Below are 24,523 nucleotides of genomic sequence, written 5' to 3'. Positions count from 1 at the left end.
TTCATTCAGTCCTGCCGCCACGCCGCAACGAAGGCTTGCGCGCGCCGCGCCAGCTCATCCAGTCCCACGCCCGGCGTGAACAGCGCCCCGCCGATCCCTGCCCCACTGGCGCCGGCCGCTTTCCATTCGCCGATCTGCTGGGGCACCACGCCACCCACCGGCCACAGCGGCGTCCCGTCCGGCAGCACCGACTTCATCGCCTTCAGGCCTGCCGGGCCAATCATCTCGGCCGGGAACAATTTCAGTATGTGGGCGCCGGCCGCCAGCGCCGCAAACGCCTCGCTCGGCGTCGCCACGCCCGGTGCGCACAGCAGGCCGCGCGCCGCCGCATGGGCGATCACCGGCGGATCGCAGTTGGGCGCGACGAAGATCTGGCCGCCGGCGTCGGCGACGGCGTCGACGTCGGCCAGCGTCAGCATGGTGCCGCCGCCGACCAGCGCATCCGGCGGCGCCAGCGCCCGGATGGTGCGCATGGCCTCGATCGCGCCAGGGCGGTTGAGCGGCACCTCGATCAGACGGAAGCCGGCATCGAACAGGGTGCGGCCGACCGGTTCTGCGTCTTCCGGCGCGAGGCCGCGCAGGATGGCGACCAGCGGCAGGTCAAAGTGGGGAAGCTTCATGGGGGTCCATCCTGTCGAGGAAAACGCCGAGCGCCGCACGGTAGACGGCGTCCGGATCCAGCGGCTGCAGGTCGATGCCCAGGCGCGCCGCGGCGGCGGCATAGATGCCCTGCAGCTTCGGCGCGGCGACGGTGGTGACGCCGCCGGCGGCCGGACCGGTGAGATCGAGCGCCGCCACCAGCTCGGCGCCGATCAGCAGGCCGCTGACGAAGGAGCGCACCTGCGCTGCCGGCATGGCACCGGTGACGGCGCGGGCGCGTACGCCGAACAGGGCGTGGGTCAGGGGTGCGCGCCGCCGTGCCTCGTCGACGCCGGCGGCAAAGGCTGCGTCGTCGTCGGGTCCCTTCATCAAGGGTGCCAGCGTGCCCTGCTTCCCCAGCGTCGCGAAGAACTCGCCGGTCATGAAAGTCGAGAGGTGGCGGATGACGCCCTGTTCCAGCCGCACCCATTTGCTGTGCGTGCCCGGCAGGACGAACCAGCCGCTGCGCCGGCCCATGGCGACCGCGCCGAGCAGCTGCATCTCTTCGCCGCGCATCACGTCGACGCGGCCGTCCGCATCCTGGAAGCGGTAGCCGGGCACGATCCGGCACGTACGCGCGGGGGCATCGCCGGGCACCGGCACCCCCACCAGATGCCGCGGCAAGTCTTCCAGCGCGACGGCGGCATCGAGATACGGCGTCTCGCGCCAGCCCTGGGCACTGCCGATCATGCCCGAGGCGAGCACCGGCACGCCGGGGGCTATGCCCATGTCCGCCAGCAGCGCGGCCAGTGAGGCGCCGAAGTCCGGGCCGGCCGCCAGCATGCCCTGGTCGTCGGCGCGGCTGTCGACCAGGGTGCCGGCGGCGTCGACCAGGTAGGCGCGGCGGTTGCTGGTGCCCCAGTCGATGCCGAGGATGCGGTGCGCGGTCTCGTTCATGCTGTTGTCACCATTCGGCGATGCTGCCGTCGGGGTGGCGCCATACCGGGTTGCGCCAGTCGATGGCGCGCTGCGTGGCTTGCACGACGGCCGCCTCGTCGATCTCGACGCCCAGGCCGGGCTTGGGCAGCGGCTTGATGTAGCCGTCGACGATGGCGAAATCTTCCTTGTTGGCCACGTAGTCGAGCACCTCGCCGCCCTTGTTGTAGTGGATGCCCATGCTCTGCTCCTGCAGCACCGCGTTGTGCGACACGAAATCGACCTGCAGGCAGGCCGCCAGCGCCACCGGCCCGAGCGGGCAATGCGGCGCCAGCGCGATGCCGTAGGCCTCGGCCATCGCGCCGATCTTCAGGCACTCGGTGATGCCGCCCGCATGCGACAGGTCGGGCTGGACGATGGACAGGCCGCCCGCCTCGAACACGTGGCGGAAGTCGAAGCGCGAGAACATGCGCTCGCCGGCGGCGATCGGGATCGAGGTCTGGTCGGCCAGGCGCCGGTAGCTGTCGGCGAATTCGGGCAGCACCGGTTCCTCGACGAACAACGGCCGCAGCGGCTCCAGCTCGCGCAGCAGCACGCGCGCCATCGGCAGCGACACGCGGCCGTGGAAATCGAGGCCGAACTCGATGGCGTCGCCGAAGGTCGCGCGGATGTTGGCGACGCGCTTGACGGTCTCGTCGATCCGGCGCGCGCTGTCGATGAGGGCCAGGTCGTCGGTGCCGTTCATCTTGAAGGTGTCGAAGCCGACTTCGCGCCGGGCGGCGATGCCGTCGACCACGTCGTGCGGGCGGTCGCCGCCGACCCAGCTGTAGGTCTTCATGCGCTCGCGCACCAGGCCGCCCAGCAGTTCATACACCGGCACCCCGAGCGCCTTGCCCTTGATGTCCCACAGCGCCTGGTCGATGCCGGCAATCGCGCTCATCAGCACCGGACCGCCGCGGTAGAAGCCGCCTCGGTACATGGTCTGCCACAAGTCGTTGATGCGGGACGGGTCGCGCCCGACCAGGTAGTCGGCCAGCTCGTGCACGGCTGCCTCGACGGTCCGCGCGCGTCCCTCGACGATCGGTTCGCCCCAGCCGACGATGCCGGCGTCGGTCTCGATCTTCAGCAGCATCCAGCGCGGCGGGATGCGGTAGGTGGAGAGCCGGGTGATGTTCATCAGCCAAGTGTACGCCCGGCTGCAAAATCCTGCTTTATAACGTCGCGCTGCGCATCCGGCCGGCTTTCACGGCCCCCAGCAGTTCCTGCATCGTGACCGACTTGGTCAGGTGCAGATCGAAGCCGGTGCGGCTGGTCAGGGCGCGGCTTTCGGCATCGCCCCAGGCGGTCAGGGCGATGATGTAGGCGTTTTCGAGCTTCTTGACCTGGCGTAGCATCGGCGCGACTTCGTTGCCCGAATACTTGGGCATGCCGAGGTCGAGGATGACGATCTCCGGTTCGAAAGACATGGCAGCGTCGAGGGCCATGAAGCCGTCGTAGGCGGTGCGGGTCGTATAACCATTGATGATCAACAGCTCGCTCAGCAGGTCGGCTGCATCGCGATTGTCGTCCACGATGAGGACGCGGGTATGGTGAGCGGGTGACATGAAAAATCGATAACTGAAGAGCGCGTGCGGCGCGGACCTGAGATATCGGCGGGGATGGGGCCGACGCGCGACCGGTATGCATGGATACGCGGCCAAGCCAATTTTAACACTTTTCTTAAAGAAATTAACGTTGGTAAATACCAACAACCGACCCACTGTGGGCCTGCTTGACATCTGACCTACTAGAAGGTAGGCTGATTGGTATGAACAAGACATCTTCGACTGCCGATGATATTCTCGCCTGTGCCCGCTCCCTGATTCTCGGCGGCGGCTACAACAGCTTCAGCTATGCGGACATCGCCGCCGTGGTCGGCATCCGCAAGCCGAGCATCCACCACCACTTCCCGAGCAAGGCCGACCTGGTCAGGACGCTGGTCGCCCGCTACCGCGAGGCGGCCGAGGAAGGCATGAAGAACCTCGAACGCGCGATTCCCGACCCGCTCGGCCGGCTGCGCGCGTATATCGATTACTGGAAAGCCTGCATCGGGGACGCCAGCGCGCCGTTCTGCGTGTGTGCCCTGCTGGCCAACGAACTGCCGGTGCTGCCTGAGGAGATCGCGACGGAGATCCGTGCGTACTTCCGCTTCCTGTCCGCATGGCTCGCGGCGGTCCTGGAGGCAGGCGCGGCGCAAGGCGCCATCGCGCTGCGCGATACGGCGCGCGTCGAAGCGGAAATCTTCATGGCCGCGGTGCACGGCGCAATGCTGTCGGCGCGGGCGTACGGCGACACCGCCATCTTCGCCACCATCATGGACCCGCAACTGGCGCGCCTGGCGGCCGCAGATTGACCCCTGGCCCCGGCAGGCCGTGCGCGGCACCGGGGTCATTTTTTGCCAACCCAGCCTACCAACTAGTAGGTACACAACTTGCAGATGCATTCACCCGAGGAGAACACCATGCTGTCATCGAACACCCTGCCGGACCAGCGCACCCACGCCGCCTGGCTCAAGACCTACTACTTTGCCAGGGCCGCGTTTTCGCTCGCCTGGGTGCTCGCGGTAGGACGCGTGGACGCGCACGGCGCGGCGGCGGCCGCCCTGCTGGTCGCCTATCCCGCCTGGGATGCCCTGGCCAACCTGGCCGACGCCCGTCGCAGCGGCGGCCTCGCCGCCAGCCGGACCCAGGCCTGGAACGCCGCTACCAGCACCCTGGTCGCCGTCGCCATCGGCGCCGCGCTCCCCGACATGCACCGGGTGCTGGCCGTGTTCGGCATCTGGGCCATCCTGTCCGGCCTGCTCCAGCTCGGCACCGGCCTGCGCCGCTGGAAAAGCGTCGGCGCGCAATGGGCGATGATCCTGAGCGGCGCCCAGTCGGCACTGGCCGGCACGGTCTTCATCCTGCAGGCACGGGCGCCGGCCGAACCATCCGTCGCCGCCCTGGCCGGCTATGCGGGCTTCGGTGCCTTCTACTTCCTGGTATCGGCGCTGTCGCTGAGTGCCGCCGGCTGGCGCCGCAAGGCCGCCTGAGCGTTCAGCGCCGCTCGACCCGCGCCACCAGCCCGCGCCGGCCATTGCGGTCGAAGGCGGCCGCCTGGATCACGCCGCGCGCGCGGATCGGTCCCGTCACGGGCGGACTGTTTTTCGTGGGCAGGCTGCCGTCGGTGGTGTAGCGCAGGGCGATACCGGGCAGGACGTGGTTGACCTTCACCCCGTCGCCCTCCACCAGCAGCCCCGGCGGCGCGATGCGGTAGGCGACGCCGGGCTGCTCGAGGTCGAGGCGCGGCAGCACGCGCTGGCCCAGCGCGTTCACGAAGCCGGACCAGGCCGCGCGGTGCAGCGCCGCGGCCTTGGCCGCATCCTTTTCGGTGGCCCAGGCCGGGTCCGGCGCCCAGGCGCGCTCCGCGGCCGCCAGCAGGCGCGGCATCACCATGTAGTCGAGGCGGCCGGGGTCGCGCAGCGTCTCTCCGAAGATGGTCGCTTCCAGCCCGCGCACATGGCGCTTGCCGTAGTCGGTCAGGCCGTCCTTGCCGCTGCGCGCGCCGGGAGCGGCGTTCTTCAGGTAGTCGAAGGGGATGAAATCGTAGACGTCGGCCAGCTCGATGTAGGCGCCCCAGGTCATGCCCGGTTCGTCGAAATTGGCGTTGTAGGCCATGTCCATGTACAGCCGGGTCACCGGCGCCAGCACGATGTCGTAGCCGGCGTTGGCCAGGCGGTAGGCGAAGTCCTCGGCGCCCTCGGTGTTGTTCCAGACCCAGGCACGGAACCCGCGCTGGCTGAAGCGCGGGTTCGGGATCAGCTTGCGCCGGCCGTCCAGCAGCGTGCTGCGCGCCGCCAGCTCTTCCCAGCCCGACGTGGTCAGGCCCTGCTTGCGCAGGATGCCGTCGACGCGGTCGTAAAAGTAGTCCCACAGGTCGGCCACGCTTTCCAGGCCCTCCTCCCGCATGCGCGCCCCGCTCGCAGGGGAGCGTTCCCAGGCGCCGTTGGCCAGCTCGTCGCCGCCCATGTGGAGGGTGCGCAGCGGCACGCCGGCCTCGCGGTGCAGCGCCGCCACCTGCGTCACCACGTGCTCGATGAAGGCGAAGCTGGAATCGAGGCCGGGGTTGATCACGTTGTCGCCGAACCACTGCGCCGAGCGGTAGACCGAGCGGTCATCCGGATCGTGCAGCAGGTAGCGGGCAGCGTCACCCTCGCCTGCCGCCTGCAGGCGGCGGTAGCGCGCCGCCATCGCCTGCACCGCGGCGCGCGCATGGCCCGGCATCTCGATTTCCGGGATGACGTCGATGTGGCGCGCGGCGGCGTAGCGCAGGATCTCGATGTAGTCCGCGCGCGTGTAGTAGCCGCTGCCGCGCGGGTCGCGCGGGTCGGGACCGGACCCGTAGGCCGGCTGCAGGCGCAGGCCGGGACGCTCGCCGTGGCCGCGCACCGCGCCGATGTCCGTCAGTTCCGGCAGGCCGGCGATCTCGAGGCGCCAGCCTTCGTCGTCGGTCAGGTGGAAATGCAGGCTGTTCATCTTGTAGCGCGCCATCAGGTCGAGCCACTTGAACACGGTCTGCTTGTCCTGGAAGTTGCGCGCCACGTCGAGCTGGAAGCCGCGGTAGCCGAAGCGCGGGGCGTCGACGATGGCCGCTTCCGGCAGCGTCGGCGCGGCGCTGCCGGGCAGCGGCATCAGGTCGCGCAGGCTCTGCAAGCCGTAGAACACGCCGGCCGCGCTGTTGCCGACGATGGCGATGCCGCTGTCGGCGCGGATCGTCAGCGTGTAGGCTTCCGGCGACGACTGGCCCGGCACGCTGCCGACGCTCAGGCGCAGCGGCGGACCGCCGGCCGGCAGCGCCGCCGGGAACAGCGATGTGGCCAGCGCAGCCTCGCCCGCCAGCGCGCCCGGAGCGCTCACCGCCGGCCGCCCGCGCAGCGTTAGCCGTCCGGGACCGGTCTGCAGCTGCAAGGGCGTCGGCAGCACCGGCGGCAGCGCCGCCGCCGGCAGCAGGTCGGCGCCGGCGTTCATGCGGTAGGTGTCGGCCGGCGTGGCGCTGCCCTTGCCCATCCGGTCGGGCTGCGCGACCGCCTGCGGCTGGTAGTCGCCGATCGCCACGCCGGTGCCGGGTGCGGCGTCGTACACCAGGTAGGGACCGAGCAGCGCCTTGCCCAGCTTGGCGACGCGCCAGGCATAGCTGTATTCGGTGTCGAGCGCGGCACCCGCGGCCAGGCCGGGAAAACCGGGCGCCGGCCGGATGCGGAACAGGTCGCCGGCCACGTGCTCGAGCACCAGCTTTCCCGGCAGCGGCCCGGCCACGGCGCCGTCCATGACGTTGAAGTAGAGCGACCAGCCCTGCGCCGGCAGGGGGCGGCTGTCGCGGTTGGTCAGGCGCAGGCGCGCCCGCGTGCGGCCGCCAGGGGCCTCCGGGGTGCTCACCTCCCCTGCCAGTTCCCAGCGCAGCCCCATCCGGGCGGCGCTGGCGAAACCGCCGACGGCGGCATCGGCTGCGGCCGGTGCCGGCCGGGCCGCGGCGGCGCCGTATGAATTGGCCGCCAGCGATGCGCTCAGCAGCAGCAAGGCCAGCAGGCCGCCACGGGATGGTCGATTCCCCAAATGTCTCTCCAGGTGGTTGAAGCTTGAAAATGGTGGCAGCGGCGCCGTGGCGCCGCCGCTGAGCCGATGCGCGCTCAGGCCGGAGCGGCCGCGCGGCCCCAGCTGCGCATGCGGTAGCCCCAGGCGGCGTACCAGAAGATCATGCCGTAGCAAGGCAGCATGATCCAGTAGCCGGCCTGCGGACCGGCCAGGTCGGACAGGTGGCCGTACACCAGCGGCAGGATGGCGCCCCCGCAGATCGCCATGATCAGCAGCGCCGAACCCTGCGCGGTGTAGCGTCCGAGCCCGTGCAGCGCCAGCGGCCAGATCGCCGGCCAGACCATCGCGTTGGCCAGGCCGAGCAGCGCCAGGCACATCACGCTGTCCGGCACCAGCGGCACCCCGCTCCAGCCCAGCAGCGCCTGCGACAGGCCGGTGCCGGTTTTGGAGGCGGTGGCGACGCCGACCGTCAGCAGCAGGCCCAGCACCGCAGACAGCAGCAGCGCGCGCCCCTGCGTCAGCCAGCGCGGGATCGCCACCACGCCGACCAGGTAGCCGATCACCATGCAGACCATGGTGTAGGAAGTCAGCACGCCGAAGTTGGCCACATTGAGCTCATGGCCGTACAGGCCGATGGTGTCGCCGGCGATGACTTCGACGCCGACGTAGGCGAACAGCGCCAGCGCGCCCAGCACCAGCTGCGGGAAGCGCAGCACCCCACCGCGCTCGGTGGCGGCATCGTCCTGGACGTCGGTCTCGGGGGCGATGTCGCGCAGGCCGGAGAAGTGGATGAACACCATGATCGCGAACAGCACCCCGGCCATGCAGACATACGGGAACACCAGGCGCTGCGCCAGCACGGCACGCGCGGCGTCGCGCGCGCTTGGGGCCAGCGCCGCCAGCTCGCTCTCGGAAAAGCGGCTGATATCGGCCAGCATCAGCGAGGTGAACACCAGCGGCACCACCACCCCGGCGCCCTTGTTGAACAGGCCCATGATACTGATGCGCATGGCCGCGCTCTCGCGGGCACCGAGGCGCACGATGTAGGGGTTGATCGCGGTCTGCATCAGCGTCATGCCGCTGGCCAGCGTGAACTGGGCCGCCAGGAACAGGCCGTAGTAGCGGCTCTGCGCGGCCGGCACGAACAGCAGCGCGCCGGCGCCCATCAGGCCCAGGCCGAGCGTCATGCCGTTCTTGTAGCCGATCCGGTTCAGCACGGCGGCGGACGGCAGCGCCATGACGGTGTAGGCGATATAGAAGGCCGAGGTGACCAGCAGCGCCTCGAAGTTGTTGAGGTCGCAGACGATCTTCAGGAAAGGTACCAGCGAGCCGTTCAGCCAGGTGGCGAAACCGAGGATGAAGAACAGCAGTCCGAGGAACAGCATCCCGGCCACCACCGATTGCGGCATCCCGGTGCCGGCTTCGGCGCCGCTGGTGGGCGACGCCGGGATGGCGGCCTGGCGGGGTTCGGATTGCTCTTGCATGCTGGCCTCATGAGTTATCGAACAGGAATGCTAGCACTGCTTTTGGCGCAGGGCGAGCCTTTCCTGAGCGATTTCAAGGGCGTCCGGCGCACCGTTGCTGTTTACATGTTTTAGTAAACCGGGTGAACCGGATCAGAGGCTGCGCCGCGCCGCCAGCATCTGCCGCAGCTTGGCATCGCGCCCGTAGATATCCCCGGCAAAGCGCGCGCTGCCGTCGGTGTCGACGATGGCGGTGGCATAGAAGATCACCACCGGGATCGACTGCGCCAGGTCGACGTGCTTCGTCGGTCCCGGCTGCAGCGCATCCTGGATGGTGTCGGCGTTCCACTGGCGCTGGCGCGCGAGCACGAATTGCGCCAGTGCCGCCGGATGCTCGACCCGGATGCAGCCGTGCGAGAGGTCGCGCCGGCTGCGCTGGAAGGCTTCGCGCGCCGGCGTCGAGTGCAGGTAGATGTCCATCGGGTTCGGCATCGCGAACTTGATCGCACCCAGCGCATTCTTCGCCCCCGGACGCTGGCGCACCCTGGCCTTGCCGGCCTTGAGATCGGCCACGGAGGCGTTCGCGGGCACGGTCTCCATGTCGTTCTGCTCGAGGTACCTGGGGTTGCGCGCCATCTTGGGCAGGATTTCCTTTTCCAGGATACTGCGCGGGACGTTCCAGTAGGGGTTGAACTCGAGGTAGCGCATCTGGCCGACGAACAGCGGGGTTTCGGTCTTGAGCGCGCCGACCACGACGCGCATCTCGAGCGGCGCCTCGGCACTTTGCGCGGCGTCGCTGCCGTTATCCAGCGCCCACAAGCGGTAGGCCGGCAGGTCGACCATGATCATCGGACCGCGGCCGACTTCCGGCAGCCAGCGCAGGCGCTCGAGCGTCAGTTCGAGCTGGCGCACGCGCCACGCCGGGCTCACGTTGAGCGCGTCGATCGTGCCGCGCCCCAGCACGCCGTCGTCGAGCAGGCCGTGGCGCGCCTGGAAGTGCTGGACGCCCTCTTCCATCGATTCGCTGTAGGTGCCATCGGGCGGCGGCGCGGCATCGGCCGGCAGGTCGCCCAGCAGCACCAGGCGCTCGAACAGGTCGCGCGCGGCCGGGTAGGTGCCGCCCGGGGCGACCTTGGCGCCAGGTGCCGGCAACGCCGGATACGGCTGCTTGGCCAGGTCGCGGTAGTGCGCCAGCGCCGCCTTGACCTGGCCGTAAAGACGCAGCTGCGGCTCGGCCGCCTTGACCGCGGCCTGCAGCTTGCCGCCGGCGAGGCCGGCACGCAGCCGCTCGACCGGGTCGTACTGGCGCAGGCGCGCGTCCGGCAGGCGGGTGTGGTATTCGGAACGCACGCGGCCCACACGCAGGTCGGCCAGGTAGTGCAGCATCGCCGAGGTCAGTGCGACGTCGAAGCGGGCGGGGTCGCCGCCGCCCGCGCTCAGTTGCCGCTGCAAGGCATCGGCACCGTAGTCGCGCGGGTCGAGGCCCTGCAGCGTGGCGCGGTTCAGCACCCACAGGGCGGCGGCGGCGGTCGTCGGGTTCCAGGCGGGCGCGTACTTGCGCGGGCCATAAAAGCGGTCGAGCCAGCCGCGTTCGTCGTAGGGGCCGGTGGGCTGCGCGGACGACTTCGATGCCTGGACGGCCAGGGTGCGGATGGTGGCGGGCGCCGGTTGTGCGAAGGTGGAACAGGGTGCGAGCGCCGCCGCTGCACAGAACGCGAGCGCGGCGCCGATTTTCAGGCTGAGCTTCATTGCAGCATGATACTCGCTGCGCATGCCGCTGCCCAGCGGCGCCACGATTGACACGCTCGGTGCAGCAGCGCACTGAGATGCCCGACGGGAGCACGTATCGTCACCAATTTACGGGAGCTAACATGGAAAAATACAAAGCAGCCGTCGTCGGCGCCCTGGTCGCGGGCGTGGTGACGACGCTGGTCATGAACGTGGGCCGCAAGACCGGCCTGCTGACCAAGACGCTGGACCGCGATGCGGTCGACTGGATCGACCGCGTCTCGGGTTCGCGCGCCGTCATCGGCGACGCCGGCACCAGCGCGGTGGAATTCGTGAATCACCTGGGCGCCTCGGCCGCCTTCGCGGCGGCCGTGCCGGCGCTGCGCCAGGCCGCGCCCTCGCTGTCCCCGGCCGCGCTGGGCGCCCTGTACGGCACCGCGCTGTATGCCGTCAACATCGGCGCCATCGCGCCGGTCCTCGGCATCACCGAAGGCGAAATCGAAGCCGGCCCGCGCAAGGCCGGCGAGCGCTGGGCGATCCACGTGCTGCAGGCCGTCGTTACCGCGGTCGTGGCCGAACGGCTGGCGTCGCGCCCCCTGGCCGACTAAGCGGCACACTGCGCGTCCGGGGCGGCACGCGCCGTCTCAGGATGCGCGCTTCAGCAGCGCCTCCGACAGCATCTCGAACAGCGTGCGCGCCGCCGGCGCCATGCTGTGGTCGCGCTTGGTGATCAAGCCGAGCGTGCGCTTGATCTCCGGGTTCACCAGCGGCACACCGACGATGCCGTCCGGACGTCCCGGCAGCACCGACAGGCCGGGCACCGCAGCCACGCCGATGCCGGCTTCGACCAGCGCCAGCACGCCGGACACGTGATTCACTTCGCACAGGATGACCGGGTGCTTCTCGATGCCGGCCAGCGCGGCGTCGATCACGGTGCGGTTGCCGCTCGACTTGGCGACCGAGATATAGCGTTCGTCCACCGTGTCCTTCCAGTTCAGCACGGTGCGCCCTGCCAGCGGATGGTCGTGCCGCATCGCCAGCACGTAGCTTTCCACATGCACCGGCTCGAACACGATCTCCGGGTTTTCCGCGCCGGCGAAGTTGATCCCGAAATCCGCCTCCCCGCGCAGCACCAGGTTCAGCACGTCCTGGGCGCTCTCGTCGTGCACGCGCACGCGGATGCGCGGGTAGCGCGCGCTGAACTGCTTCAGCACCTCGGGCAGGAAATGCCAGACGGCAGATGGCACGCAGGCGCAGGTGACCGTACCGGTGCGGTGGGCGGCCAGGTCGGCGATGCCCAGCACCGCGTCTTCCAGCCCGTCGAGCGCGGTGCGCACATTCACCAGGAAGGTCTCGCCGACGTTGGTGAGCTGGACCCGGCGTGTGGTGCGCTCGAACAGCTTGACGCCGAGGCTTTCTTCCAGCTTGTCGATGCGCCGACTCAGCGCGGACTGGGACAGGAACAAATCGGCCGCCGCCTGGCGGAAGCTGGCGCGTTCGGCCACGGCGACGAAGGCTTGCAGGTCGAGGATGTCGTAATTGATGCGCATAGCGCAAGAATACGCCAGAAAATTGCAATTATCAAATCATTCATTCTCAGGGATGATAACTGTTATACGAAAATCAGCCTCGACAAGAAGGCACACCCATGGAGACAAACGTGCGCCATTCCTGCATGTTCACTGCCCTGCTCCTCGCGAGCGGCGCCTGCCCGGCCCAGTCCGGGATCGACCTGTACGGCATCGTCGATGTCGGTGTCCGTTCGCTGAACGGCCTGAGCGCCAACAACACGCCGCTGCCGTCCGGCACCACTCACTCCCTGAGCAGCGGCGTCGACAACACCAGCCGCTGGGGCATCCGCGGCCAGGAGTCGCTGGGCGGCGGCTGGAAGGCCGTGCTGCGGCTCGAAGGCGGCATCAATGCCGATACCGGCAGCTCGGCCAAGAGCGACCGCCTGTTCGACCGCCAGGCCTGGGTCGGCCTCGATTCTCCCTACGGCACCGTGGCCCTCGGCCGTCAGCCGACCCTGCTTTCGGATGCCCTGCTGCCGGTCGATCCGCTCGGCAAGCGCTTCGCCAGCTTCAATCCGAACATCAACATCGCGGGTCTGAGCAATACGAAGTTCGGTACCCACGCCTTCGGCACCCAGTATGGCCCCAGTGGCTATGCCGACAATTTCTACCGCCTCGACAACACACTGAAATACACCGCCACCGTCGGCCCGTGGCAGGCGCGCGCGGCCTATTCGTTCGGCGAGGTGCCGGGTGAGACGGCGGCGCTGTCGAGCCACGGCGTGGCGCTGGCCTACCAGCAGCCGGCATGGAGCGTGTCCGGCGCCACCATGCAGTTCCGCAGCCGCGACGGCCTGCCGCTGGACGCCTGGTCGCTCGGCGCCGCGCTCAAGCTCGACGCCTGGCAGTTCAAGGCCAACCTCGCCCGCAACCACACCGATACGGGGCCGGCGCGCAGCGTGCAGCAGCGCGTGCTGTCGGCCGGCGTCAGCCACCCGGCCGGCCCCGGCGTGCTGGTCACCGCGGCCTGGTACGGCGTGCGGCGCGCGGCCACCGGCTTCGTCGACGACGGCTTCGACCGCGAATTCCTGTTCATCGAAAAGTCGCTGGCCCCGCGCACCACCGCCTACGTCGAAGCCGACTACACCACCTGGCGCGGCGACGCCGCCGGCTTGACGGCGTCGCGCACGAATGACCGCCACGGCGCCGCCCTGACGCTCGGGCTCATGCAGAAATTCTAACGGAGACAAGGAGACACCATGCGACCAACCTATTTGAAGCACACGGCAGCCGCGGCCCTGGCCGCCTTCGCACTGGCCGCCGCCCCGGCCCAGGCCACCGACATCCGCGTGGTCAGCTCGGGCGGCTTCGCCCAGGCCTATAAAGACCTGTCCGGCCCCTACGAGCGCGCCAGCGGCGATCACCTGATCGCCGAATGGGGTCCGTCGATGGGCGCGACCAAGAATGCGATCCCGGCCCGGCTGGCGCGCGGCGAGCCGATCGACGTCGTCATCATGGTCGGCGACGCGCTCGACAAGCTGATGCTCGAGGGCCGCCTGGAACCGGGCAGCAAGGTCGTCCTCGCCAATTCGCCGATCGCCTGCGCGGTGCGCCACGGCGCCGCCAGGCCCGACATCCATACCGTCGACGGCCTGCGCGCCGCTTTCCTGCAGGCGCAGCACGTGGCCTATTCCGACAGCGCCAGCGGCGAATACATCAAGCACACGCTGCTCGACAAGCTCGGCATCCGCGGCCAGATGGAAGGCAAGGCGGCCCAGATCCCGGCCACGCCGGTCGGCGAGATCATCGCCCACGGCGAAGCCGATTTCGGCTGCCAGCAGCGCAGCGAGCTGCAGCCGGTGAAAGGCATCGACATCGTCGGCGTGCTCCCGCAGGAAGTGCAACTCAAGACCGAATTCTCCGCAGCCGTGGTGCGCGGCAGCCAGCACGCCGACGCCGCGCATGCCCTGCTGCGCTTCCTGGCCGCGCCGGCCAACGCCGCCGCCATCGAGGCGACCGGACTGGAAGCCGCGAACAAGATGCCCAATCAACCGCCGACCCCGGCCCACTAAACACTTCACCACCACGAGGTCATCATGTCCATCCAATCCTCCGCCAAGGCTGAAATCGCCTCGCCCGTTGCAACGCCCGCCGCGCCGCCGGCGCGTTCCCACTCGAAGCTCTCGACCGTCATCCGCGTCACCAGCGGCAACTTCATCGAGATGTACGACTTCTTCCTGTTCGGGTTCTATGCCAGCCACATCGCCGCCGCTTTCTTCCCGGCCACCAGCGAGTACGCGGGCCTGATGATGACCTTCGCGACCTTCGGCGCCGGCTTCTTCATGCGGCCGCTGGGCGCGATCTTCCTGGGCAGCTACATCGACCGCATCGGCCGCCGCAAGGGCCTGGTGCTGACGCTGGCGATCATGGCGTCCGGCACCGCGCTGATCGCCTTCGTGCCGGGCTATGCCAGCATCGGCCTGATGGCGCCGCTGCTGGTCCTGATCGGCCGCCTGCTGCAGGGCTTTTCGGCCGGCGTGGAACTGGGCGGCGTGTCGGTCTACCTGTCCGAGATGGCCACGCCCGGCAACAAGGGCTTCTACGTGAGCTGGCAGTCGGCCAGCCAGCAGCTCGCCGTGATCTGCTCGGCCGCGCTGGGCTATGCGCTGAACCAGGGCCTGTCGAAGGAGTTCATCGCCGACTGGGGCTGGCGCATCCCGTTCTTCATCGGCTGCTCGATCATCCCCGTGGTGTTCTACATCCGCAAGTCGCTGCAGGAAACCGAAGCCTACCTGGCCCAGAAGAGCCGTCCGACCTTCCGCCAGATGATGCGCACCATGGCCGCCAACTGGCCGCTGGTCACCGCCGGCACCATGCTGATCGTGCTGACCACGGTCGCCTTCTACCTGATCACCGTGTACACCCCGACCTTCGGCAAGAGCGTCCTCAAGCTGTCCACCGAGGAAAGCCTGCTGGTGACGCTGTGCGTCGGCGTGTCGAACTTCATCTGGCTGCCGGTGATGGGCGCGCTGTCCGACCGCATCGGCCGCTGGCCGGTGATGGCGGTGTGCGCCGCCCTGACCGTGGTCACCGCCTACCCGGCGCTGTCCTGGCTGATCGCCAACCCGAGCTTCGGCAACATGGTCATGGTCGAACTCTGGCTGTCCTTCCTGTACGGCAGCTACAACGGCGCCACCATCGTCGCCCTCACCGAAATCATCCCGGTCCAGATCCGTACCACCGGCTTCTCGCTGGCCTACAGCCTGGCGACGGCGCTGTTCGGCGGCATGACGCCGCTGCTGTCGACCTGGCTGATCGAGACCACCGGCGACAAGGCGGCGCCCGGTTTGTGGATGGCCGGGGCCGGCGCGATCAGCCTGCTGGCCACCTTCCTGGTCTACCGCGGCTTCGTCAAGGAGCGGGTGGCCGTGCGTTGACCTTGCCGTGCAGGTTATGATGGCGGCGCACACCCACGCACGAGGAACATACGCATGCCGACTCCCACGCCGCCGTCACGCAACTGGTTCGACCAGGGAGGCGAGGCCTACGCCCGCTTCCGGCCCGAGTATCCGCCCGCACTCGCCGCCTTCCTGGCCGCGGCGGCGCCGGACCGCGCGCTTGCCGTCGACGCCGGCTGCGGCAACGGGCAGCTGACCCAGCTGCTCGCCGCCCCCTTCGAGCACGTCATCGGCATCGATCCGAGCGCCGACCAGATCGCCAACGCCGGCACGCACGAGCGCATCGCCTACCGCTGCGCCCCTGCCGAGCACATGCCGGTCGACGATGGCTGCGCCAGCCTGGTGACGGCGGCGCAGGCGGCGCACTGGTTCGACCTGCCGGCGTTCTATCGCGAAGTGCGCAGGATCGCGCGGCCGGGTGCGCTGCTGGCGCTGGTCAGCTACGGCGTCCTGGAACTCGACGCCGACCTCGACGCGCGCTTCCAGCATTTCTACCACTACGAGATCGGCCCCTTCTGGCCGGCGCAGCGCAAGCTGGTCGACACCGGCTATGCGACGATCGACTTCCCTTTCGAGGAACTGGCGCCGCCGGCGCTGGACATCCGCTGCGCCTGGACCCTGCCCCAGTTCCTCGGCTACGTCGGCACCTGGTCGGCCGTGCGCAGCGCCCGCGAAGCCGGCCGCGACGACTTGCCGGGCGCGTTTGCCGACGACATCGCGGCGGCGTGGGGCGACCCCGGGCGCCAGCGGGCGGTGCGCTGGCCGATCAACATGCGGCTGGGGCGCGTGTAGTGCGCGGCGCGCCCGGGGCCGCAGGCCGGGGCGCGGTCGCGCGGCTGCCGGGCCGGCTCGCCTTTTTGCCGCTGCTGCTGGCGATCGGCGCCGGGCTGGCGTTCGGCCTCGCCGCGCCGGCGGCGGCCGCCCACATGCACGTCCTGACCGAGGCCTTCATCCGCGTGCTCGGATGGCTGATGTGCCCGCTGATCTTCTGCATGCTGGTCGACGGGGCCGCCGCGCTCGGCCGCAACCGCGGCCTGGGCCGTATCGGCCTGGCCATGCTGGGCTATTTCGGTGCCATGTCGCTGCTGTCGATGGTGGCCGGCCTGCTGGCCGGCTGGGTGCTCGAGCCCGGCATCGGCATGGCGTCCGCGTCCGCCGGCGGGGCGGCGCTGGCGCAGCCGGGGGCAGGTACAGGAGCGGGAGTGGTTGCCGGCTACGCGCTGCCGCACTGGATGCATCTGCTGCCGCCGCTGCAGGCGAACAACCTGGTGGTGCTGGCGCTGGCCCTGCCGCTCGGCCTGGTCGCCGGCACGCGCGCGCGCACGCCCTTCCTCGGCGCGGTCGACCGCGCCCGCAATATCCTGCTGGCCGCGGTCAGGATCGTGCTCTGGCTGTCGCCGCTGGCCGCCTTCGGCGCCATGGCGTCGGCGGCCGCGCGCGCCGGGCTGGCGTCGCTGCTGCCGCTGCTGCGCTTCATTTTCGCCATCAACCTGGTCAGCGTCCTGTTCGTGTTCGTCGTCTATGGCGGCGTGGCCCGCCTGATCCGCCTGCCGCTGCTGCGGTTCATCGCCTTCCTGCGCGACGAACTGGTGCTGGTGGCGGTCACCGGCGCTTCGCTGGCGGTGCTGGCGCCGCTGAGCGACAAGCTCGAACGGCTCGGCTGCCCGCGCCGGCTCACCGACATCGTGCTGCCGTTCTCGTATTCGCTGAACCTGGCCGGCACCTATTTATATATCGCCATGGCGCTGGTGTTCCTGGCCGAGGCATCGGCCGTCCCGCTCGGCTGGCACGAGCTGGCCGTGATGCTGGGCGTCGGGCTGCTGAGCACCAAGGGCGCGGTCGGCGTCGCCGGCTCGGCACTGGCGACGCTGGCAACGACGGCGGCGCTGCTGCACGTGCTGCCGGCCGACTCGGTGGCGATGCTGGTCGCGATCGACAAGACCATGAAATGCCGGCTGCTGACCAACGTGCTCGGGCATGGGCTGGCGTGCATCGTGCTGGCGCTGCGCGACGGCAGTCTCGACCGCGATGCCCTGCGCAGCGCGCTCGCAGTGCGGCCTTGAGCAGTCCTCGCGGCCGTCCATGCCCTGCGCGTGGCGGCCACGCCACTGTTTGAACGAACTCGACAATATGATAGCCGTTTGCCATTTCATCCCGGCATGATGGCCGTATATAATGAAAGTTAGCAACTTTCGCGCCAGTTTTGCTCGTTTCTGGCGTTCAACAATAGGCTGTCCCCACCTGGCGCTTTCCTTCGACCGCATGACACTGGCCACTGACCAAAATACCGACGGGCACGGCCTGTCGCCGACCGCCCTGCAATTGATCGCCATCCGCGACGCGGTCATGGATCACTGGGAGCGCGAAGTGCGCGCGCGCGTCGACGGCGCGCGCGACCTGCTGCGTCCGGTGCTGACCAATACCCTGCCGGCCTTTTTCGACAACATCGCGGAAGCCCTGAGCCCGGACCATCCGCGCGAACAGGCGTCGAGCGGCAGCAACGCGGCCGGGGTCCACGGCGGCGAACGTGCGCGCATGACGCCCTTCGGGCCCGACCAGGTGGTGCACGAATACCAGATCCTGCGCGAGTCGATCGCCCTTGTCGCGCGCGGCCGGGTCGCGCTGGGCGAACGTGAATGGGCGATCATCGACGAGTCGATCAACGCCGCCACGCGCGAGGCGATCCGCTCGTTCACGCGCAGCCACGAAGAGCTGCGCCACAAGGTGGCGGCCGCGCTGTCGCACGACATGCGCACGCCGCTGTCGGTGGTCGCCAACGGCGCCCAGCTGCTCGGCCGCACCGACGACTGGTCGCTGGTGCGCAAGATCGCGGCCAAGGTGCAATCGAACGCGGACCGGCTCGAAGACATGATGGCCGAACTGCTGGATGCCCTGACCTTGCAAGGCGCGGCCAAGATCCCGCTGCACCTGACGCGCTTCGACATCCTCGACCTGGCGCGGGAAACGCGCGAACAGTACATCCCGGCCGCCGGCGACGCCGTCGCTATCGACATCTCGGGCGAACCGGTCGTGGGTTACTGGTGCCGCGCCTCGCTGCGCCGTGCCCTGGAAAACCTGATCGGCAACGCGCTCAAGTATGGCGACCGCGGCACCGTCAGCATCCTGGCGCACCAGACGCGCGGCCGCATGATGCTGAGCGTGCACAACCAGGGCAATCCGATTCCGGAAGAGCAGCACGACCGCATCTTCGATTACCTGCGCAGGGAAGCCGGGCCGCTGTCCGCGACCGGCTGGGGCATCGGCCTGCCGTTCGTGAAAGCCGTGGGCGAAAGCCACGGCGGCAGCGTCACGGTGGACAGCTCGCCGGAACTCGGCACCACCTTCCTGATCGACATCCCGGTCGACTGCCGCCCCTTCGTCGAACAGGACGGCGGCCAGCTTGCCGCGTCCCGGGCGTAAGGGCGAGCCGGTTCAGCGATCTTCCGGATGCGCGCGCCGCTCCGGAGGATCACCTTCCTCGAAACCGGCGACGAAGATCATCAGCAGCTCGCTGGCGACCTTTCCCTCCCCCGCTTCCAGCAGATCGTTGGCGAATGCGGCCAGTCCGGCCATGCCGACCTTGCCGTCCGCGTGATCGACGGCGCGCCGGGTAACCTTGCCGAGTTGAAACGCCAGTTCAGCTACGCTGGCCTTTTCCGGTTCTTGCATGTCATACCTCTCTAGTATTTACCTAAAAAATATTCTGAATGGATGAATTAGGATTATTCCTAGTACTGACTTAGGAAATCTCCTAGTTAATTAAGAATTATTGAAGCGTAGTATATGACTTGAGTAAATAACCATACCAACACGATAGCGGTGGACGCCCCAAGCGATGTGCCTGCAAGGGCGCTTTCACGCGGGGACAATGAGGGCTTGTGCGACTGGAGATCAACATGTCGGCCCAGCATTCCGTTCGGCTCACCCAGCTGCTTTCCGCCAAAGACGAGGTACTTGCCGCCTGGCTGGCAGCGGTTCGAAAAGAGATTCCCTACGCTTGCAGCATTTCGCTGCCGGCTCTGGTCAATACCTTGCCGGCGTTCTACGAACACCTGGTGCTGACCATGACCGGCGCCGGCGAGCCATTCGATCATGCCAGGATCGCCGCCGAACATGGTGGCCAGCGCGCCCGCGTGACGCGCTTCAATGCCGGCTCCATCGTCCACGAATTCCAGTTGCTGCGCAGCGCGATCGTCGATACCTGGGACCGGGCCGGCATCGTCCTCGACCTCGACGAGGTGGGCCGCCTGAACCATGCGATCGACGTGGCCCTGCGCGAATCCCTGACCGGCTTCTCGCTGGCCCAGGTACAGATCCGCGAGCAGTTTTTCTGCGCCTTGACGCATGACCTGCGCACCCCGCTGGCGGCGGCGACGGCCGCGGTCACCCTCATCCACAAGACCGACGATCCGGTACGCATCCAGCAGATGGCGCAGATCGCGATGCGCCAGCATGCGCGGCTCGCCACCATGATCTGCGACCTGCTCGACATGATGGTATTCAATGCTGGCCCGGCCGTGCTCGACGTGACCCATACGGCGCTGCTGGAGCCGGTGAGCGAGGCGGTCGCCAGCGTCGCCTTTTCTTCGGGCCGCGACATCCGCCTGGACGGCGAACCGATCTCCGGGCAATGGCAGGCGGAGGCCATCCGCCGCGCCGTCGAAAACCTGCTCAACAACGCGGTCAAGTACAGCACCAGGGAGACCCCGATCGACGTCGCCGTCCATGCAAAAGACGGTGCCGCCGTCATTGCCGTGAGCAACGCCGGACCGCCGATTCCCGAGGACCAGACCGAAGCCATTTTCCAGCTGTTCCGGCGCGCCCGCGGCGACGGCGAGCGCGGCATTGCGGGATGGGGCATCGGCCTGCCCTACGTGCGCACCGTGGCCGAACAGCATGGCGGCAGCATCACCGTCGACAGCACGCCGGCGCGCACCACCTTCCTGCTGGCGCTGCCCCTGGACCGCATCTGACCGGGTCCGATCGGGCGGCGGACCAGACCACCTGGCGCCGGCGATCCGGCCCGCCACCGGGCGCCAGGCGGCCCCGGCAATACCACTTAAATACCTGTTGACATGGAAACCTTGCCAACCTATAGTCTGCGGACTTGGTCGTTGACAGCTAATCAATAGAACAGTCAGGCAATCAAACATGACGGTGCTCGCGCAACTTGCCGATTTCCGGCCCGATGCCAACAGCGGCACGCCGCTCTACATCCAGGTCGCCAACAAGCTCTCCAGCGGCATCATCAGCGGCGACTGGCGCGCCAACGAGGCGCTGCCCTCCGAACGCACGCTGTCCGAGATGCTCGACATCTCGCGCGTCACCGCGCGCAAGGCGATCGACATGCTGTGCGAACGCGGCATGCTGACGCGCCGCCGCGGGTCCGGCACCTACATCACGCCCAAGCTGGAACAGCCGCTGTCGCGCCTCACCAGCTTTTCCGAAGAACTCAAGCAGCGCGGCTTCACGGCCGGCTCGCGCTGGCTGCAGCGCGAAGTCGGCATGGCCACCCCGCTCGAGCTGCTGTCGCTGGGCGTGTCGCCCGGGATGCCGGTGGCGCGCCTGAAGCGCCTGCGCACCGCCGACAACGTCGTCATGGCGATCGAGACCAGCACCATCCCGACGGTCTACATGCCCGACCCGCACGGCGTGGTCGATTCCCTGTACGGCTACCTGGAACAGCGCGGTGCGATTCCGTCGCGCGCGCTGCAGCACATCCGCGCCGTCAACGCCAGTGCCGAACAGGCGCGCCTGGCCGGCATCGAGCCCGGCGCCGCCATGCTGCACATCACCCGCGTCAGCTACCTGGACAGCGGCGCCGCGGTCGAGCTGACCCACTCGTACTGCCGCAGCGACTACTACGAATACGTGGCCGAGGTGCGCCGGTGAGCGCGCCGGCGGAGAGCAACACGAATCCGTCGCCTCACAGCCCGCTGCGCTGGGTGCCGAGCCTGTACTTCGCCCAGGGCCTGCCCTTCTACGCCGTCGCCATCGTGGCCGCCCAGATGCTGAAGAGCATGGGCCTGGCCAACGACGCCATCGGCCACTGGACCGCCGCCATCATGTCGGCCTGGATCTTCAAGCCGCTGTGGAGTCCCTTCCTCGAACTGGCGCCCAGCAAGAAGCTGGTGGTGGTCAGCTTCCAGCTGATCGGCGGCGTCTGCCTCGGCCTGGTCGGGCTGGCGCTGCAGCTGCCGTTCTGGTTCGGCGCCTGCGTCGCCATGCTGACGCTGGTCGCGATCTGTTCGGCCACCCACGACGTCGCCTGCGACGGCCTGTACATCGCCAGCCTCGACGCCACCGGTCAGGCACGCTACGCCGGCTGGACCGGCACCTTCTTCAATGCCGGCCGTTTCATTTCGGCCAGCGGCCTGCTGCTGCTGGGCGGCTGGCTGGAAAAGACCATGGGCGTGGCGCCGGCCTGGACGGTCGTGTTCTGTATCGTCGCGGCGATGATGGTCGCGCTCGGCCTGTACAACAGCTGGGCGCTGCCGCCGGCCCGGAACACGCTGGCAGTCGGCACCAATGCCGCGGCGATCGCCGGCACGCTGTGGGAAGTGATCGCCGCGTTCTTCAGGAAGCCCGGGATCTGGGTCTCGATCCTGTTCATCATCCTGTTCCGCGCCGGCGAGGCCCAGGTGCAGACCATCGGCCCGCTGTTCCTGCGCGAGGCACGCCACCTGGGCGGCCTGGGACTGTCGACCATGGAGGTGGGCGCCGTGTACGGCACCGTGGGCACGGTCGCCTTCATCGCCGGCAGCGTGGCCGGCGGCTACTTCACCGCGCGCCTGGGCCTGAAGCGGGCGATGCTGGCGCTGATCCTGGCGGTCAACCTGCCGAACGCCGTCTTCTATTACCTGTCGATGGCGCAGCCGGACAGCCTGGCCGTCATCGGCACGGCGCTGTCGGCCGAGATGTTCGGCTATGGCTTCGGCTTCGTCGGCCTGATCCTGTACATGATGCAGGTGGTCGCGCCGGGCAAGTACCAGACCGCGCACTACGCCTTTGCGACCGGCATCATGCAGCTCGGCTTTTCGTTGTTCAAGTACGTCAGTGGCGACATCCAGCTGGCGCTGGGCTACCAGCATTTCTTCCTGTGGGTGATGGCGGCGGCAGTGCCGGTGGCCGTGCTGTCGCAGCTGATTCCGATGCAGGCGCCCAGGGTGTCGGACGACGTTTCCGCTCGGGCGGGCGCTGTTGGACCGGTTTAAGCGATTCTTTCCGCCAGCGCTAAAACCGTCGTCCCTGCGAAGGCAGGGACCCAAGTTTGCAGGCGCAGTAACGCACCGAACTTGGGCCCCTGCCTTCGCAGGGGCGACGTGCTCAGGATGCAGGTGGAAATTAACGGTCTAGGGACAACACGGTATCGAACGCCCCGGCCGCCGCATCGACGCCGCTGCAGGCGTCGCTGGCCGCCGTCATTGGTTTTCCGCACGGCTTGTCGCGCCCCAGCGACCAGTAATGCACCCCGGCCAGCTTCAGCGTGCGCACCCCGTGCACCATGGTGCGCGCGTCAATGACCGAAAACACGTTCGACACTACGTCGTTCATGCCGATCATCGCCGTCAGCGCGATGCGCTCGTACGGGATGCCGTATTTGGCGTGCACGTTGTGCGCCGCCTGCAGCGCCGAGCGGCCCATGGCGCACGCGCCCTCCTCTACCACGCAGACGTTCGGCGCGGCCGGACCGTAATCCATCACCATCAGGTTGAACACCGCATCCTGCACGCCATGGCGCCTGACCGCGGCCAGGATGCTTTCGCCGAGCGGGTTCAGGCTGGCCAGGCTGCCGTCGGCGGCCGCGTGCGTGGCGACGGTGAAGCTGTAGCGCAAATGGGGGCGGCGCCGCTGCGCATCCCGGATGGCGGCCATCAGGGCGTCCACCTGTGCCGGACTCTGGCCATCCTCGATGTCGAAGTCGATGCCGACCAGCTGCGGCGAATCGTAGCGCGCGATGAAGCGCTCCATGCCGGCCGCGCCGGCGCAAGTGAACTTGTGCTCGGCGCCGCCGGTCGAGACGATGTAGGGTCTGCCGGCCTTGACGAACGCCGCCACGTTGCGCGCCGCGACCTGCCGGCCGTCCTGGCCGTGCCAGACCTCCTCGCCGCATTCGCCGGTGGCGAAGGCCCAGGTCAGGGTGCCGTGCGGGATCGGCTGCGCCGCGCCGCCGCTCAGCGCCAGCAACTGGTAGGGACCGGCGACGAAGGCCGGGGCGGCCTGGGCCAGTGCAGAGGCGCCCAGCAATGCAGCGAGGATCGTTCGTTTCATGGCGGTCGGACCTTGGCGAGCACACCCTGGCGGTGCGCGGGGATATGGGCAGCCGGATCGACGCCGGCATCGAAGACGTAGTGGCCGAACAGCGCGGCCCAGGCCTGGCGCTGCGCCGGCGGCAGGGCGCGCAGCGCGCCCATGGCGACCGTCAAGGCTTGCATCGGCGTGGGCTGCGGCGGTTTGTCGTGCTGCGGTGCCGATTTCCACCAGTAGTTGACGAGGATGCTCAGGGGCGCGCTCGACTGCACGTGGTGCCACCACAGCGGCGGAATGTAGATGGCGTCGCCCGGCCCCAGGTCGGCCACCAGCGCCGCCTCCAGCGCGCGCGCAAAGCGCGGAAAGCGTTCCAGGTCGGGCGCGCTGAAATCGACCATGCTGATCGGCGTCGGCGTGGGCGCGTAGTCCAGCGGGCCGATGTACAGGTTGCCGACCTGCTCCGGCGGGAACAGCGTGAAGCGGCGGCGGCCGGCGACCACGCAGGCGATGTTGTCCGACTCGTCGAAATGGGCCGGCGTGACGATGGCGTTGCCGATCCATATGCGCGCAGGCGCATCGAACTCGCCAAGCAAGCCGTCGAGCCGGTTCTCCTGCCCGAAGCGCGGCAGGCAGGACTCGACGGGCGCGCTCTGCACCGCTACCGAGGGCGGATCGGCAAACTGCGAATAGCGCGCCAGCTGCTCGATCACCTGCGCCACCGGCAACCGGCGCCGGGCGAAGTTGAAGCCGTCCATGCCGGGGCCGTAGAACAGGCGCCCCTTCTCGCCCGGCGCCAGCAGCAGCGCGTCGACCGGCTGGCCGCTGTCGCAGGCCAGCAGGTAGTCGCAGACCGCCTCGGGCGAGGCGCGGGCGCGCTGCACGGCGGGCCAGCCGGCGGCGACGCCGCGCAGTACGGCCGGCGCCGCCCTTGGGACGATCTCGCCGTGCAGCAGCGCGGCGTCGACGTGGGTGTATTCGTGCATCGGTAC

The 24,523-nt window shown here is 68.8% G+C and carries 23 protein-coding genes; 12 read left to right on the top strand and 11 right to left on the bottom strand.

Translation table 11 applies throughout. The features are described from left to right. Positions 1-5 precede the first annotated feature (5 nt). The 4 genes from FBX97_RS23455 to FBX97_RS29715 are packed head-to-tail and all read right to left on the bottom strand — an operon-like array spanning position 6 to position 3,119. The gene (locus FBX97_RS23455) at positions 6-620 is read right to left on the bottom strand and encodes a 2-dehydro-3-deoxy-6-phosphogalactonate aldolase (RefSeq protein WP_141837264.1); all 615 of its coding nucleotides are present in this window, start codon (positions 618-620) and stop codon (positions 6-8) included. Next, positions 601-1,536: a 2-dehydro-3-deoxygalactonokinase gene (locus FBX97_RS23450; RefSeq protein WP_141837262.1), complete on the bottom strand. Its 936-nt coding sequence runs from the start codon at positions 1,534-1,536 to the stop codon at positions 601-603. The genes FBX97_RS23455 and FBX97_RS23450 overlap by 20 nt, the downstream gene beginning before the upstream one ends. Positions 1,537-1,543: 7 nt before the next feature. After that, complete coding sequence (gene dgoD, locus FBX97_RS23445; RefSeq protein WP_141837260.1) at positions 1,544-2,692, bottom strand: galactonate dehydratase; 1,149 nt, start codon at positions 2,690-2,692, stop codon at positions 1,544-1,546. Between the two features lie 34 nt (positions 2,693-2,726). Next, complete coding sequence (locus FBX97_RS29715) at positions 2,727-3,119, bottom strand: response regulator (protein ID WP_185748717.1); 393 nt, start codon at positions 3,117-3,119, stop codon at positions 2,727-2,729. 203 nt (positions 3,120-3,322) lie between these two features. On the opposite strand from FBX97_RS29715, the gene FBX97_RS23435 reads away from it, so the two are divergent. Both FBX97_RS23435 and FBX97_RS23430 read left to right on the top strand, forming a co-directional pair. After that, a complete protein-coding gene (locus FBX97_RS23435) occupies positions 3,323-3,907 on the top strand; it encodes a TetR/AcrR family transcriptional regulator (protein ID WP_141837256.1) in 585 nt (194 codons plus the stop codon). A 108-nt stretch (positions 3,908-4,015) separates the two neighbouring features. Continuing rightward, positions 4,016-4,585: a DUF308 domain-containing protein gene (locus FBX97_RS23430; RefSeq protein ID WP_141837254.1), complete on the top strand. Its 570-nt coding sequence runs from the start codon at positions 4,016-4,018 to the stop codon at positions 4,583-4,585. A 4-nt stretch (positions 4,586-4,589) separates the two neighbouring features. Here the strand turns inward: FBX97_RS23430 and FBX97_RS23425 are convergent, their stop codons facing one another. The 3 genes from FBX97_RS23425 to FBX97_RS23415 all read right to left on the bottom strand — a co-directional run bounded on the left by FBX97_RS23425 (position 4,590) and on the right by FBX97_RS23415 (position 10,390). Continuing rightward, on the bottom strand, positions 4,590-7,145 hold the full coding sequence (locus FBX97_RS23425; protein WP_255517605.1) for a family 20 glycosylhydrolase: 2,556 nt from the start codon (positions 7,143-7,145) through the stop codon (positions 4,590-4,592). Positions 7,146-7,219: 74 nt separating this feature from the next. Beyond that, the gene (locus FBX97_RS23420) at positions 7,220-8,608 is read right to left on the bottom strand and encodes a sugar MFS transporter (protein ID WP_141837252.1); all 1,389 of its coding nucleotides are present in this window, start codon (positions 8,606-8,608) and stop codon (positions 7,220-7,222) included. 132 nt (positions 8,609-8,740) lie between these two features. Continuing rightward, positions 8,741-10,390: a murein L,D-transpeptidase gene (locus FBX97_RS23415; protein WP_141837250.1), complete on the bottom strand. Its 1,650-nt coding sequence runs from the start codon at positions 10,388-10,390 to the stop codon at positions 8,741-8,743. 68 nt (positions 10,391-10,458) lie between these two features. On the opposite strand from FBX97_RS23415, the gene FBX97_RS23410 reads away from it, so the two are divergent. Next, on the top strand, positions 10,459-10,923 hold the full coding sequence (locus tag FBX97_RS23410) for a hypothetical protein (RefSeq protein WP_141837248.1): 465 nt from the start codon (positions 10,459-10,461) through the stop codon (positions 10,921-10,923). 36 nt (positions 10,924-10,959) lie between these two features. Here the strand turns inward: FBX97_RS23410 and FBX97_RS23405 are convergent, their stop codons facing one another. Next, positions 10,960-11,865: a LysR family transcriptional regulator gene (locus tag FBX97_RS23405; protein ID WP_141837246.1), complete on the bottom strand. Its 906-nt coding sequence runs from the start codon at positions 11,863-11,865 to the stop codon at positions 10,960-10,962. A gap of 110 nt (positions 11,866-11,975) precedes the next feature. On the opposite strand from FBX97_RS23405, the gene FBX97_RS23400 reads away from it, so the two are divergent. From FBX97_RS23400 to FBX97_RS23375, 6 genes are all read left to right on the top strand, one after another. Then, entirely contained in the window at positions 11,976-13,067 is a 1,092-nt protein-coding gene (locus FBX97_RS23400; RefSeq protein WP_185748716.1) for a porin, read from the top strand. Positions 13,068-13,085: 18 nt separating this feature from the next. Further along, positions 13,086-13,898, top strand: coding sequence for a substrate-binding domain-containing protein (locus FBX97_RS23395; RefSeq protein WP_141837241.1), 813 nt, complete (start codon positions 13,086-13,088; stop codon positions 13,896-13,898). A gap of 21 nt (positions 13,899-13,919) precedes the next feature. Further along, complete coding sequence (locus tag FBX97_RS23390) at positions 13,920-15,263, top strand: MFS transporter (RefSeq protein ID WP_370457352.1); 1,344 nt, start codon at positions 13,920-13,922, stop codon at positions 15,261-15,263. Between the two features lie 54 nt (positions 15,264-15,317). Beyond that, complete coding sequence (locus FBX97_RS23385) at positions 15,318-16,076, top strand: class I SAM-dependent methyltransferase (RefSeq protein ID WP_141837237.1); 759 nt, start codon at positions 15,318-15,320, stop codon at positions 16,074-16,076. Then, a complete protein-coding gene (locus FBX97_RS23380; RefSeq protein WP_185748715.1) occupies positions 16,076-17,347 on the top strand; it encodes a dicarboxylate/amino acid:cation symporter in 1,272 nt (423 codons plus the stop codon). The genes FBX97_RS23385 and FBX97_RS23380 overlap by 1 nt, the downstream gene beginning before the upstream one ends. A gap of 199 nt (positions 17,348-17,546) precedes the next feature. After that, positions 17,547-18,704 (top strand): sensor histidine kinase KdpD, encoded by a 1,158-nt coding sequence (locus tag FBX97_RS23375; RefSeq protein WP_185748714.1) that lies wholly within the window; start codon positions 17,547-17,549, stop codon positions 18,702-18,704. A 12-nt stretch (positions 18,705-18,716) separates the two neighbouring features. Here the strand turns inward: FBX97_RS23375 and FBX97_RS23370 are convergent, their stop codons facing one another. Beyond that, positions 18,717-18,953, bottom strand: a complete 237-nt coding sequence (locus FBX97_RS23370; protein ID WP_141837231.1) for a hypothetical protein — start codon at positions 18,951-18,953, stop codon at positions 18,717-18,719. 227 nt (positions 18,954-19,180) lie between these two features. On the opposite strand from FBX97_RS23370, the gene FBX97_RS23365 reads away from it, so the two are divergent. From FBX97_RS23365 to FBX97_RS23355, 3 genes are all read left to right on the top strand, one after another. Continuing rightward, on the top strand, positions 19,181-20,257 hold the full coding sequence (locus FBX97_RS23365; RefSeq protein ID WP_141837229.1) for a sensor histidine kinase KdpD: 1,077 nt from the start codon (positions 19,181-19,183) through the stop codon (positions 20,255-20,257). A 178-nt stretch (positions 20,258-20,435) separates the two neighbouring features. After that, positions 20,436-21,176 carry a GntR family transcriptional regulator gene (locus tag FBX97_RS23360; RefSeq protein WP_141837227.1) on the top strand — a complete coding sequence of 247 codons (741 nt, stop codon included), beginning with the start codon at positions 20,436-20,438 and terminating at the stop codon, positions 21,174-21,176. After that, on the top strand, positions 21,173-22,498 hold the full coding sequence (locus FBX97_RS23355) for an MFS transporter (RefSeq protein ID WP_141837225.1): 1,326 nt from the start codon (positions 21,173-21,175) through the stop codon (positions 22,496-22,498). The genes FBX97_RS23360 and FBX97_RS23355 overlap by 4 nt, the downstream gene beginning before the upstream one ends. 130 nt (positions 22,499-22,628) lie before the next feature. On the opposite strand, the gene FBX97_RS23350 is transcribed toward FBX97_RS23355, so the two are convergent. Together FBX97_RS23350 and FBX97_RS23345 are read right to left on the bottom strand one after the other, a co-directional pair. Then, the gene (locus FBX97_RS23350) at positions 22,629-23,555 is read right to left on the bottom strand and encodes a glycosyl hydrolase (RefSeq protein ID WP_141837223.1); all 927 of its coding nucleotides are present in this window, start codon (positions 23,553-23,555) and stop codon (positions 22,629-22,631) included. Continuing rightward, the gene (locus tag FBX97_RS23345; RefSeq protein WP_141837221.1) at positions 23,552-24,517 is read right to left on the bottom strand and encodes a cupin-like domain-containing protein; all 966 of its coding nucleotides are present in this window, start codon (positions 24,515-24,517) and stop codon (positions 23,552-23,554) included. Before FBX97_RS23345 ends, FBX97_RS23350 begins: the two co-directional genes overlap by 4 nt. Positions 24,518-24,523: the final 6 nt, after the last annotated feature.

Origin of the sequence: Herbaspirillum sp. SJZ107, from assembly GCF_006715485.1 — a bacterium.
Taxonomy (GTDB): domain Bacteria; phylum Pseudomonadota; class Gammaproteobacteria; order Burkholderiales; family Burkholderiaceae_D; genus Telluria.
The sequence above is the reverse complement of the archived record's forward strand: the minus strand, read 5'-3'. Positions and strand labels throughout refer to the sequence as shown.

Excerpts from the sequence above, each read along its gene's own strand:
- FBX97_RS23370 (WP_141837231.1), bottom strand. The coding sequence starts at position 18,953 with ATGCAAGAACCGGAAAAGGCCAGCGTAGCTGAACTGGCGTTTCAACTC.
- FBX97_RS23345 (WP_141837221.1), bottom strand. The coding sequence starts at position 24,517 with ATGCACGAATACACCCACGTCGACGCCGCGCTGCTGCACGGCGAGATC.
- FBX97_RS23385 (WP_141837237.1), top strand. The coding sequence starts at position 15,318 with ATGCCGACTCCCACGCCGCCGTCACGCAACTGGTTCGACCAGGGAGGC.
- FBX97_RS23365 (WP_141837229.1), top strand. The coding sequence starts at position 19,181 with ATGTCGGCCCAGCATTCCGTTCGGCTCACCCAGCTGCTTTCCGCCAAA.
- FBX97_RS23395 (WP_141837241.1), top strand. The coding sequence starts at position 13,086 with ATGCGACCAACCTATTTGAAGCACACGGCAGCCGCGGCCCTGGCCGCC.
- FBX97_RS23420 (WP_141837252.1), bottom strand. The coding sequence starts at position 8,608 with ATGCAAGAGCAATCCGAACCCCGCCAGGCCGCCATCCCGGCGTCGCCC.
- FBX97_RS23405 (WP_141837246.1), bottom strand. The coding sequence starts at position 11,865 with ATGCGCATCAATTACGACATCCTCGACCTGCAAGCCTTCGTCGCCGTG.
- dgoD (WP_141837260.1), bottom strand. The coding sequence starts at position 2,692 with ATGAACATCACCCGGCTCTCCACCTACCGCATCCCGCCGCGCTGGATG.
- FBX97_RS23435 (WP_141837256.1), top strand. The coding sequence starts at position 3,323 with ATGAACAAGACATCTTCGACTGCCGATGATATTCTCGCCTGTGCCCGC.
- FBX97_RS23410 (WP_141837248.1), top strand. The coding sequence starts at position 10,459 with ATGGAAAAATACAAAGCAGCCGTCGTCGGCGCCCTGGTCGCGGGCGTG.
- FBX97_RS23375 (WP_185748714.1), top strand. The coding sequence starts at position 17,547 with ATGACACTGGCCACTGACCAAAATACCGACGGGCACGGCCTGTCGCCG.
- FBX97_RS23360 (WP_141837227.1), top strand. The coding sequence starts at position 20,436 with ATGACGGTGCTCGCGCAACTTGCCGATTTCCGGCCCGATGCCAACAGC.
- FBX97_RS29715 (WP_185748717.1), bottom strand. The coding sequence starts at position 3,119 with ATGTCACCCGCTCACCATACCCGCGTCCTCATCGTGGACGACAATCGC.
- FBX97_RS23430 (WP_141837254.1), top strand. The coding sequence starts at position 4,016 with ATGCTGTCATCGAACACCCTGCCGGACCAGCGCACCCACGCCGCCTGG.
- FBX97_RS23350 (WP_141837223.1), bottom strand. The coding sequence starts at position 23,555 with ATGAAACGAACGATCCTCGCTGCATTGCTGGGCGCCTCTGCACTGGCC.
- FBX97_RS23450 (WP_141837262.1), bottom strand. The coding sequence starts at position 1,536 with ATGAACGAGACCGCGCACCGCATCCTCGGCATCGACTGGGGCACCAGC.
- FBX97_RS23455 (WP_141837264.1), bottom strand. The coding sequence starts at position 620 with ATGAAGCTTCCCCACTTTGACCTGCCGCTGGTCGCCATCCTGCGCGGC.